General features: G+C 67.3%; 11 protein-coding genes. 2 read left to right on the top strand and 9 right to left on the bottom strand.

Features of this window, described 5'->3' with window-relative positions; translation table 11 throughout:
* Positions 1-176: 176 nt before the first annotated feature.
* From ACR2JA_RS13535 to ACR2JA_RS13505, 7 genes are all read right to left on the bottom strand, one after another.
* Positions 177-1,304 carry an acyl-CoA dehydrogenase family protein gene (locus ACR2JA_RS13535; RefSeq protein WP_434009603.1) on the bottom strand — a complete coding sequence of 376 codons (1,128 nt, stop codon included), beginning with the start codon at positions 1,302-1,304 and terminating at the stop codon, positions 177-179.
* A gap of 28 nt (positions 1,305-1,332) precedes the next feature.
* Positions 1,333-2,001, bottom strand: coding sequence for an SDR family oxidoreductase (locus ACR2JA_RS13530; RefSeq protein ID WP_434009602.1), 669 nt, complete (start codon positions 1,999-2,001; stop codon positions 1,333-1,335).
* 105 nt (positions 2,002-2,106) lie between these two features.
* Positions 2,107-3,297 (bottom strand): acetyl-CoA C-acyltransferase, encoded by a 1,191-nt coding sequence (locus ACR2JA_RS13525; RefSeq protein ID WP_434009601.1) that lies wholly within the window; start codon positions 3,295-3,297, stop codon positions 2,107-2,109.
* Between the two features lie 36 nt (positions 3,298-3,333).
* On the bottom strand, positions 3,334-5,157 hold the full coding sequence (aceK, locus tag ACR2JA_RS13520; protein ID WP_434009600.1) for a bifunctional isocitrate dehydrogenase kinase/phosphatase: 1,824 nt from the start codon (positions 5,155-5,157) through the stop codon (positions 3,334-3,336).
* Positions 5,158-5,171: 14 nt separating this feature from the next.
* Entirely contained in the window at positions 5,172-5,828 is a 657-nt protein-coding gene (gene can / locus ACR2JA_RS13515) for a carbonate dehydratase (protein ID WP_434009599.1), read from the bottom strand.
* A gap of 132 nt (positions 5,829-5,960) precedes the next feature.
* Positions 5,961-7,148: an isovaleryl-CoA dehydrogenase gene (locus ACR2JA_RS13510; protein ID WP_434009598.1), complete on the bottom strand. Its 1,188-nt coding sequence runs from the start codon at positions 7,146-7,148 to the stop codon at positions 5,961-5,963.
* A 22-nt stretch (positions 7,149-7,170) separates the two neighbouring features.
* Positions 7,171-7,614 (bottom strand): PaaI family thioesterase, encoded by a 444-nt coding sequence (locus tag ACR2JA_RS13505; RefSeq protein WP_434009597.1) that lies wholly within the window; start codon positions 7,612-7,614, stop codon positions 7,171-7,173.
* Between the two features lie 102 nt (positions 7,615-7,716).
* Here ACR2JA_RS13505 and ACR2JA_RS13500 point away from each other — a divergent pair, with 102 nt between their 5' ends.
* The gene (locus tag ACR2JA_RS13500) at positions 7,717-8,316 is read left to right on the top strand and encodes an IMPACT family protein (RefSeq protein ID WP_434009596.1); all 600 of its coding nucleotides are present in this window, start codon (positions 7,717-7,719) and stop codon (positions 8,314-8,316) included.
* A 15-nt stretch (positions 8,317-8,331) separates the two neighbouring features.
* Here the strand turns inward: ACR2JA_RS13500 and ACR2JA_RS13495 are convergent, their stop codons facing one another.
* A complete protein-coding gene (locus ACR2JA_RS13495; RefSeq protein ID WP_434009595.1) occupies positions 8,332-8,691 on the bottom strand; it encodes a DUF1304 domain-containing protein in 360 nt (119 codons plus the stop codon).
* A 34-nt stretch (positions 8,692-8,725) separates the two neighbouring features.
* Positions 8,726-9,133, bottom strand: coding sequence for a MerR family transcriptional regulator (locus tag ACR2JA_RS13490; protein WP_434009594.1), 408 nt, complete (start codon positions 9,131-9,133; stop codon positions 8,726-8,728).
* Positions 9,134-9,260: 127 nt separating this feature from the next.
* Here ACR2JA_RS13490 and ACR2JA_RS13485 point away from each other — a divergent pair.
* A partial coding sequence (locus ACR2JA_RS13485) for an MBL fold metallo-hydrolase (protein WP_434009593.1) occupies positions 9,261-9,614 on the top strand: 354 nt, incomplete at its 3' end.

The following is a 9,614-nucleotide window of genomic DNA, read 5'->3' as shown; positions in this document are numbered from 1 at the left end:
CGAGTGGCCCGGCAAATCCGGTTCCACCGCATCCTGGAATGAGGCACGCGCGACGGAGTGGCTTTTGGTGAGTGAGGGGCAGTTAATGCAAGGGCACCGCGGAACCGGCTTTGCCGGGCCGCCAGTGCCGCCCCCTTGAGGGGGTGACGCCACAGGCGGCGCGGGGGTGGGCCTGCTTACAGCGCTCGCTGAATGATGATTTTCTGGACGTCGCTGGTGCCTTCGTAGATCTGGCACACCCGCACGTCGCGCCAGATCCGTTCGACCGGGAAGTCGTTCACGTAGCCGTAGCCGCCCAGGGTCTGGAGAGCGGCGGAGCAGATCTTTTCGGCCACTTCGCTGGCGAACAGCTTGGCCATGGCGGCCTCTTTCAGACAGGGGCGGCCGGCGTCGCGCAGCGCGGCGGCGTGCCAGATCAGCTGGCGCGCGGCCTCCAGCTGCGTGGCGCAGTCGGCCAGGCGAAAGCCCACGGCCTGGTGGTTGAAGATGGCGGTGCCGAAGCTCTGGCGATCCTTGGCATACGCGATGGCCACGTCCAGCGCGCTGCGCGCCATGCCCACGCTTTGCGCCGCGATGCCGATGCGCCCGCCCTCGAGCGCCGACAGGGCGATCTTGTAGCCCTCGCCTTCCTGGCCGATCAGGTTCTGTGCCGGGATACTGCAGTTGTCGAAGTTGATCTGCGCGGTGTCGCTGCTGTGCTGGCCGACCTTGTCTTCCAGCCGCGCGACCTGCCAGCCCGGGTTGTCGGTGGGCACGATGAAGGCGCTCATGCCCTTCTTGCCGGCGCCCTTGTCGGTCACGGCAATGACCACCGCGGCCTGGCCGTTCTTGCCCGAGGTGATGAACTGCTTGACGCCGTTGATGACGTACTCGTCGCCCTCGCGCACCGCCGTGGTCCGCATGCCCGAGGCGTCCGAACCCACGTGCGGCTCGGTCAGGCAGAAGGCGCCCAGGATGTCGCCCCGCGCGGCCGGCACCAGCCACTGCTGCTGCTGCGCCGGCGTGCCGTACATCATGAGGATGGCGTTGTAAGGGCAGTTGGTCACGCTGATGGCGGTGCTGGTGCCGCCGTCACCGGCGGCGATCTCTTCGAGCACCAGCGCAAGCGTCAGGTAGTCCAGCCCCGCGCCGCCCAGTTCTTCGGGCACGCAGATGCCTAAGGCGCCCAGCTCGGAAATGCCCTTGTGCACGTCCTTGGGGAAGTGGTGTTCCTTGTCCCACTTGGCGGCGTGTGGCCACAGCTGTTCCTGCGCAAAGCTGCGCACGGCGTCGCGGATCATTTCCTGGTCTTGGGTCAGCAGCATGTTGTGTCTCTTGTGGTCGGTGGGAGATTCACCACGAGCTGGCGCGGCGGCCGTCGTGGTGGATGAGTCGTCCGTTGTCTTCGGCCGTCAGGCCGGCCAGCACAGTGCGCAGGCCGCGCACGCTGGCTTCGGCGGTCAGGGGTGCGCCGGCACCGCCCATGTCGGTCTGCACCCAGCCGGGGTCCAGCGCCACCAGCAGGGCGGCAGGGTAGTCAAAGCGTGCGCTGCTCACCGCCATGTTCAGCGCGGCCTTGCTGGCGCGGTAGAGCCAGCTGTTGCTGCCGCCCACAGGGCCGATCTGCGCCATGCTGCTGGAGAGCGCGCCGAACACGCCGTCCGCCGCCTCGACCATGGGCATGACCTGGGGCAGCACCTGCATCAGCCCCAGCAGGTTGGTGTGCATCACGCGGTCAAAGGCCTGCTGCGTGGGCGGGGACGTGGCGTTGCCGCGGTCGATGACCCCGGCCACGTACAGCGCCAGGTCGAGCTTCTCGCCATCGAGCTGCCACGACAGGCCGCTGGCGCTGGCCGGCTGGGCCACGTCCATCCGCATGGGCTCGGCCCCCAGCGCACGCAAACGCTCCAGCCCCTCGTCGTCCCGCGCGGTGGCGATCACGCGGTCGCCCGCTGCGCGGTACTGCCGCACGAACTCCAGGCCGAGGCCGCGCGACGCGCCGATGACAAGAACTGTGCTCATGGCATTTTGGAGAAGGGTGTTATCGAGGGCCACCGCGGAACCGGCTTGGCCGGGCCGCCAGTGGCGCCCCCTTGAGGGGGTGACGCCGAAGGCGGCGAGGGGGTGTTACACCAATTCCACCGCCATGGCGGTGGCTTCGCCGCCACCGATGCACAGCGTGGCGACGCCCTTGTGCTTGCCATGGGCCTGCAGTGCGTGCAGCAGCGTCACCAGGATGCGGGCACCCGACGCGCCGATGGGGTGACCCAGCGCGCAGGCGCCGCCGTTGACGTTGACCTTCTCGTGGGGGATCGACAGCTCGGTCATCAGCGCCATGGGCACGACGGCGAAGGCTTCGTTGATTTCCCACAGGTCCACATCGCCCACGGCCCAGCCGGTCTTGGCCAGCAGCTTCTGCGTGGCGCCCACCGGCGCGGTGGCGAACCAGTTGGGTTCCTGCGCGTGGGTGGCGTGCGCCACGATGCGCGCCAGCGGCTTGAGGCCCTGGGCCTTGGCGGTGGATTCGCGCATCAGCACCAGCGCAGCGGCGCCGTCGTTGATGGACGACGAGGATGCGGCGGTGATGGTGCCGTCCTTCTTGAACGCGGGCTTGAGCGAGGTGACCTTGTCGAGCTTGACCTTGCCCGGGCCTTCGTCCACGGAAACGACGCGCTCGCCGCTGCGGTCCTTGACCGTGACGGGCGCGATCTCCTTGGCGAAGGCGCCGCTCTCGGTCGCGGCCTTGGCACGCGTGACCGAGGCGATGGCGAAGGCGTCCTGCTGCTCGCGGGTGAAGCTGTACTTGGCGGCGCAGTCTTCGCCGAAGGTGCCCATGCTGCGGCCGGCTTCGTAGGCGTCTTCCAGGCCGTCGAGCATCATGTGGTCGTAGATCTTGTCGTGGCCCATGCGGTAGCCGCCGCGGCCCTTGAGCATGAGGTAGGGCGCGTTGGTCATGCTTTCCATGCCACCCGCCACCATGACAGTGGCGCTGCCGGCCAGCAGCATGTCGTGCGCCAGCATGGTGGCCTTCATGCCCGAGCCGCACATCTTGGACATCGTCACCGCACCGGCGGACAGCGGCAGCCCGCCCTTGAGCGCGGCCTGGCGCGCAGGCGCCTGGCCTTGGCCGGCCATCAGGCAGTTGCCGAACAGCACTTCGTCGACCAGCCCGGCCTGCACGCCCGAGCGCTCAACCGCGGCTTTGATGGCGACGCCGCCCAGGTCGTGGGCAGACAGCGCGGCGAAGTCGCTCTGGAACGAACCCATGGGGGTGCGGGCGGCGCCGACGATGACAACGGGATCGGTGTTCTGGCTCATGTTCAAGTCTCCGGAGATGGATGAAGGGAAAAGGGATCAGTTCAGCAGTTCTTTGCCAGCCTGCACATGGAAGCGACGGTCGCGTTCGTAGGGGAAAACGTCGTAGACATGTCCGGCGGCAATGCGTTCTTTGTGGCGCTGCCAGAAGGCGGCGTCCAGCAGGTCGGCGTGGTGTCGCATGAACACCTCGCGCACCATCGGGTTGCCCAGCAGGAAGGGGCCGAAGGTTTCGGGGAACACGTCGTGCTTGCCCACCGCGTACCAGACCTCGCCGCTCATCTCGTCTTCTTCGTTGCGCGGTGCGGGCACCCGGCGGAAGTTGCAGTCGGTGATGTATTCGATTTCGTCGTAGTCGTAGAACACGACCTTGCCGTGGCGCGTGATGCCGAAGTTCTTCCACAGCATGTCGCCGGGGAAGATGTTGGCGGCCACCAGGTCCTTGATGGCGTTGCCGTACTCCACCACGGCGCGTTCGAGCTGCGACCGGGCGGCGGTGTCGTCCGCGTTGGCCTGCAGCGCGTCGAACGCTTCCTGCAGGTACAGGTTGAGCGGGATCATGCGGCGCTCGATGTAGCAGTGCTTGAGGATCACCTCGGTGGTGCCGTCGCCGTCGCGGTCGCTGATCTCCAGCTGGCTGGGCGCGAATTTCTGGATCTCGGCGATCAGCTCGTCGGTGAAGCGGTCGCGCGGGAAGCCCACCTCGGAGAACTCCAGCGTGTCGGCCATGCGGCCCACGCGGTCGTGCTGCTTGACCAGCAGGTACTTGCCGCGGATCTGCTCGCGGGTCGTGTCCTTCTGCGCCGGGTAGAAGTCCTTGATGACCTTGAACACGAAGGGAAAACTCGGCAGATCGAACACCAGCATCACCATGCCCTTGATGCCGGGCGCGATGCGAAACCGGTCGGTGCTGTGGCGCATGTGCGCGAGGAAGTCGCGGTAGAACAGCGTCTTGCCTTGCTTGGCCAGGCCCAGCGCGTTGTAGAACTCCGCGCGCGGCTTGCGCGGCATCAGGCTGCGCAGGAACTGCACGTAGGCACTGGGCACTTCCATGTCGACCATGAAGGTGGCGCGCGCGAAGGAAAACAGCATCAGCAGGTCGTCTTCGCCGAACAGCGCGGCGTCGATCACCAGGCGGCCGTTGTGGTCGTGCAGGATGGGCAGCGCGAACGGCACCTCCTGGAAGCCGTTGATGATCTTGCCGACCACGTAGGCGCCCTTGTTCCGGTAGAACAGGCCCGAGAGCGCCTGGATCTGGAAGTTCGCGCGCAGCTTGACGTGGTCGAAGCGCTGGCGCATCGCATCCAGCACCAGGCCGGCGTCGCGCCCCAGGTCGTCGAAGGGCACGCGCAGGTCGAAATCCTCGACCATGCGGCGCACCTCGGCCTGCATGCTGGCGGGCGTCGGGTAGTAGCAGCGGTAGGTGGGCAGCGCGCCTCGCTCGTCGTTCTCGATGTACTCGGTGGAGACCGCCGGGCGCACGAAGATGAAGTCGTTCTGGAAGTAGGCGCGCTGGAGGATCTTGGTGGTGACCGAGTTGAAGAAGGTCTCGGCCAGCTCGGGCTGGTGGTGGTTCACCAGCAGGCCGATGTAATGCAGCTTCACCTGCTCCCACACGTCCATGGGCTGCTGGTCGGCCTTGAATTCCTTGTGCAGGCGCTGCACGCATTCGCGCACCCGCAGGTCGTAGAACTCGATGCGCTCGCGCTGAGCTCGCTGCTGGGCCAGCCAGTCGCGCGTTTCAAAGCGGTGCTTGGCGCGCGCGGATTCGGTGCGGAACAGCCGGTAGTGGCGGTTGAAGCCGTCCATCATCGCTTTCGCGATGTCGTAGGCCACGGTCGAGTCCAGCCGCTGGGGGAACATGGCCTGTCAGCGCCTCAGGTCTGGGCGCGGGGGTAGCGCTTGAGCGCGTTGCGGAAGACCGGCATCACCTCTTCACGCTCGCTCACGCTCACGCCCAGGTCCTTGACCAGCCCGTCCTTGAGGCCGTAGCACCAGCCGTGGACCGACACCTTCTGGCCACGCGCCCAGGCGTCCTGCAGCACGTTGGTCAGCGCCACGTTGCCCACCTGCTCGATCACGTTCATCTCGCACAGCACGTCTTCCTGCACCGCCACGGGCAGGTGGTCCAGGCGCTTGCGGTGGCGCATCTTGACGTCATGCACATGGCGCAGCCAGTTGTCGGCCAGGCCGACGCGCGCGCCGCGCAGCGTGGCCAGCACGCCGCCGCAGCCGTAGTGGCCCACCACCAGGATGTGCTCGACCTTGAGGTACTCGACCGCGAACTGGATCACCGACAGCGCGTTCAGGTCCGAGTGCACCACCACATTGGCCACGTTGCGGTGCACGAAGACTTCACCCGGCTCCAGCCCGGGGATCTGGTTGGCCGGCACCCGGCTGTCGGAACAGCCGATCCACAGGTACTTGGGGTTCTGCTGCTGCGCCAGCTGGCTGAAATAGCCGGGGCGGTCGCGCTCGGTCTCGGCGGCCCAGCGGCGGTTGTTGTCGATCAGGGTCTGGATGGAGGTGCTCATGCGGCGATGTTACCTAGGCGACACGCACCGTCACCGCGCGGGAGATGAATTCAGCGCCGGGCCGCCCCAAGCTGACTTCGCGCCCCCGAGGGGGGCAGCGACCCGCGCAGCGGCGGAGCGTGGGGGCCACATTCAGCAAGTCTCGGCGAACAGCTCGCGGCCGATCAGCATGCGGCGGATTTCGCTCGTGCCAGCGCCGATCTCGTACAGCTTGGCGTCGCGCCACAGACGGCCCAGCGGGTACTCATTGATGTAGCCGTTGCCGCCATAGATCTGCACGCCCTCGCCGGCCATCCAGGTCGCCTTCTCGGCGGTCCACAGAATGACCGAAGCGCAGTCCTTGCGCACCTGTCTCACATGCTCGGTGCCCAGCAGGTCGTGGTTCTTGGCCACGGTGTAGGCGAAGCTGCGCGCGGCCTGCAGCACGGTGTACATGTCGGCCACCTTGCCCTGGATCAGCTGGAACTCGCCGATGCTCTGGCCGAACTGCTTGCGGTCGTGGATGTAGGGAATCACGTTGTCCATGACGGACTGCATGATGCCCAGGGGCCCGCCGGTGAGCACCGCGCGCTCGTAGTCCAGGCCCGACATCAGCACCTTGGCGCCCATGTTCAGACCGCCCAGGATGTTTTCCGCAGGCACCTCGACGTTCTGGAACACCAGCTCACCGGTGTGGCTGCCGCGCATGCCCAGCTTGTCGAGCTTCTGCGCGATGCTGAAACCGGGCATGCCCTTCTCGATCAGTAAGGCCGTGACGCCGCGCGCGCCCATCTCGGGTTCGGTCTTGGCGTAAACCACCAGGGTGTCGGCATCCGGGCCGTTGGTGATCCACATCTTGCTGCCGTTGAGCAGGTAGTAACCACCCTTGTCTTCGGCCTTCAGCTTCATGCTGATCACGTCGGAGCCGGCACCGGGTTCGCTCATGGCGAGCGCGCCCACGTGTTCGCCGCTGATCAGCTTGGGCAGGTACTTGGCCTTCTGCGCATCGGTGCCGTTGCGGTTGATCTGGTTCACGCACAGGTTGCTGTGCGCGCCGTACGAGAGGCCCACCGAGGCGCTGGCGCGGCTGATCTCTTCCATGGCCACCATGTGGGCCAGGTAGCCCATGTTGGCGCCACCGTACTGCTCGGGCACGGTGATGCCCAGCACGCCCAGCTCGCCCATCTTGCGCCAGCAGTCCATGGGGAACTGGTCGGTGCGGTCGATCTCGGCCGCGCGCGGGGCGATCTCGGCCTGCGCGAAATCGCGCACCGCGTCGCGCAGGGCGTCGATGTCTTCACCGAGCTGGAAGTTGAGGCCGGGCAGGTTGGTCATGTTCATGTCTCCGTTGAGCGTGGAAGGTTCAATAGGTTTTGGGCACGGGCACCAGGGTCTGCTGCATCACGGCGCAGTCGGACCGTTTGCCGTCGGCCGCCACGTGCACCACCTCGGCGGTGGTGACGATGATGCGTTTGCCGGCCTTGGTCACGAGGCCGGTGGCCTGCAGCTCGCCGCCCCGGAAGGCCGCGAGGAAGTTGATCTTGTATTCGACGGTGGTGACTTCCATGCCCTCGGGCGCCACGGTCAGCGCCGCGTAGCCGCCAGCGATGTCGGCCAGCGCGCCCATGGCACCGCCATGGAAGCCGCCCTGCTGCTGGGTCACGCGCTCGGAGTACGGCAGCGCCAGCGTCACCGTGCCGGGTGCCACGACCAGCAGGCGCACGCCCAGCTGCTGCATCATGCCCTGGCGGTCCAGGCTGGACTGCACGCGCAGGCGCAGGGCTTCGGTATCGGTCGTGGATGTCATGGTTTTGATTTACGTTTACGTAAACGTCAATTATGGCCGAGCCGGTCCGTCGCCGGCAAGTGGGGGTCAACCCTCAAGCGCTCGGGCTATGCTCAGGCGCCCATGCCCTACGCCCTGCAAGCCCCGGTCCACAGCGACCTGACCATCAAGAAAAGCCGCTTCATCGGCTGCGTGGAAGCCGTGCCCGACCGCGCAGCCGCGCTGGCCCGCGTGGCGGCGCTGCGCGCCGAACACCCGGGCGCCACGCACGTGTGCTGGGCGTTGATGGCGGGCGGACAGTCGGCCGCCAACGACGACGGCGAACCCGGCGGCACCGCCGGCCGGCCCATGCTGGAGGTGCTGCGCCACCAGGACCTGGAGGGCGTGCTGGCCACCGTGGTGCGCTACTACGGCGGCACGCCGCTGGGCGCGGGCGGCCTGGTGCGCGCCTACACCGACAGCGTGGCCCAGGCGCTGCTGCGGGCGGTGAAAGTGCCCGTGATCCGGCTGACCACGCTGCGTTGCGTGCTGCCCTATGCGCTGGAAGGCTGGCTGCGCCGCGAACTGGGCGCGCACGACGCGCAGCTGCTGGAAGCCCTGCACGGCGAGGGCGTCACGGTGACGCTGCAACTGCCCGAAGCCCACGCCGCCGCGCTGGTGGCGCGCATCAACGATGCCGGCCAGGGCAAGGTGGTGTGGCCAGACGAAGCCGACAAGGGCTGACGCCCAGGACCGGGGTCAGCGCGAGAGGAAGAGCGCCAGCAGCCCCAGCGCCGCCGGCACGGCCTGGATGAACAGGATCTTGCGGCTGGACGTCGCCGCGCCGTACAGGCCGGCGACCAGAATGCAGGCCAGGAAGAAGACCTTCACGCTGAAGCCCTCGTCGCCCAGCCACAGGCCCCAGAACAGCCCGGCCGCGAGGAAGCCGTTGTACAGCCCCTGGTTGGCGGCCAGCACCTTGCTGGCGGCGGAGAACTCGGGCGTGAGGTTGAAAGCCTTGCGGCCCTTGGGCGTGTCCCACAGGAACATCTCCAGCACCAGGATGTAGACGTGGATCAGCGCCAGCAAGGCGATGAGGATGGTGGCGACGAGGCTCATCGGCCGGCTCCTGACAACGGGGAAGTGATCGAGTCTAGGCCTTGTCGGCCTTCTCCACCTTGGCCAGCAGCGCCCGCGCCTCTTTCTCGTGCACCTTCACTTCGTCCAGGTTGGCCGTCAGGTCGGCCAGCTGGTCTTCGATCTGCCGCTTGTGTTCGGCCAGGATGCTGAGGAACTTGCGCAGCTGCGGCCCGGTGTCGCGCGGGCTGTCATACATCTGGATGATGTCCTTGGCCTCGGTCAGGCTCAGGCCCAGGCGCTTGGCGCGCAGCGTGAGCTTGAGCCGCGTGCGGTCGCGCGCGCTGTAGACGCGGTTGCGGCCGCCCGGCCCTTCGCGCTGCGGCTGGATCAGCCCCATGTCTTCGTAGAAGCGGATGGCGCGCGTGGTCAGGTCGAACTCGCGCGCGAGGTCGCTGATGGTGTAGGTCTGTGGGGTCGCCATGGTCGTCGAGGGGGTGTCGGCTGCCGGACAGCCGCCGGGGGGTTCGCTCCCTAGAATGCACTGGAGCTTGACGTTTACGTCAACGTCACGTCAGTTTAACGGAACCACCCCGGAAGGCCAGCCCCGCATGACCGCACCCACCAAGGACCAGCTCGAAGCCCGCCTGCACTACCCGCTGGGCGACACCCTGCCCGAGCCCGGCCGCACGCTGGTGGTCGCACCGGGCGTGAAATGGATCCGCATGTCGCTGCCGTTCGCGCTGGACCACATCAACCTCTGGCTGCTGCGCGACACGCTGGACGGCGTGGACGGCTGGACGGTGGTGGACTGCTGCATCCACCGCGAAGAAGCCCAGGCGCAGTGGGAACAGATCTTCGCCCACGAGCTGGACGGCCTGCCCGTGCTGCGCGTGATCGTCACCCACATGCACCCGGACCACATCGGCCTGGCGCAGTGGCTGTGCGAGCGGTGGAACTGCCGG

The sequence above is a fragment of the Hydrogenophaga sp. genome (assembly GCF_051007235.1).
Classification (GTDB): domain Bacteria; phylum Pseudomonadota; class Gammaproteobacteria; order Burkholderiales; family Burkholderiaceae_C; genus Hydrogenophaga.
This window is presented reverse-complemented; position numbering and strand designations above follow the sequence as displayed.

What these genes read in the sequence shown, in the direction of transcription:
- ACR2JA_RS13505 (WP_434009597.1), bottom strand. Translation starts at nt 7,614, where the DNA reads ATGACATCCACGACCGATACCGAAGCCCTGCGCCTGCGCGTGCAGTCC.
- ACR2JA_RS13525 (WP_434009601.1), bottom strand. Translation starts at nt 3,297, where the DNA reads ATGAGCCAGAACACCGATCCCGTTGTCATCGTCGGCGCCGCCCGCACC.
- aceK (WP_434009600.1), bottom strand. Translation starts at nt 5,157, where the DNA reads ATGTTCCCCCAGCGGCTGGACTCGACCGTGGCCTACGACATCGCGAAA.
- can (WP_434009599.1), bottom strand. Translation starts at nt 5,828, where the DNA reads ATGAGCACCTCCATCCAGACCCTGATCGACAACAACCGCCGCTGGGCC.
- ACR2JA_RS13510 (WP_434009598.1), bottom strand. Translation starts at nt 7,148, where the DNA reads ATGAACATGACCAACCTGCCCGGCCTCAACTTCCAGCTCGGTGAAGAC.
- ACR2JA_RS13490 (WP_434009594.1), bottom strand. Translation starts at nt 9,133, where the DNA reads ATGGCGACCCCACAGACCTACACCATCAGCGACCTCGCGCGCGAGTTC.
- ACR2JA_RS13530 (WP_434009602.1), bottom strand. Translation starts at nt 2,001, where the DNA reads ATGAGCACAGTTCTTGTCATCGGCGCGTCGCGCGGCCTCGGCCTGGAG.
- ACR2JA_RS13535 (WP_434009603.1), bottom strand. Translation starts at nt 1,304, where the DNA reads ATGCTGCTGACCCAAGACCAGGAAATGATCCGCGACGCCGTGCGCAGC.
- ACR2JA_RS13495 (WP_434009595.1), bottom strand. Translation starts at nt 8,691, where the DNA reads ATGAGCCTCGTCGCCACCATCCTCATCGCCTTGCTGGCGCTGATCCAC.
- ACR2JA_RS13500 (WP_434009596.1), top strand. Translation starts at nt 7,717, where the DNA reads ATGCCCTACGCCCTGCAAGCCCCGGTCCACAGCGACCTGACCATCAAG.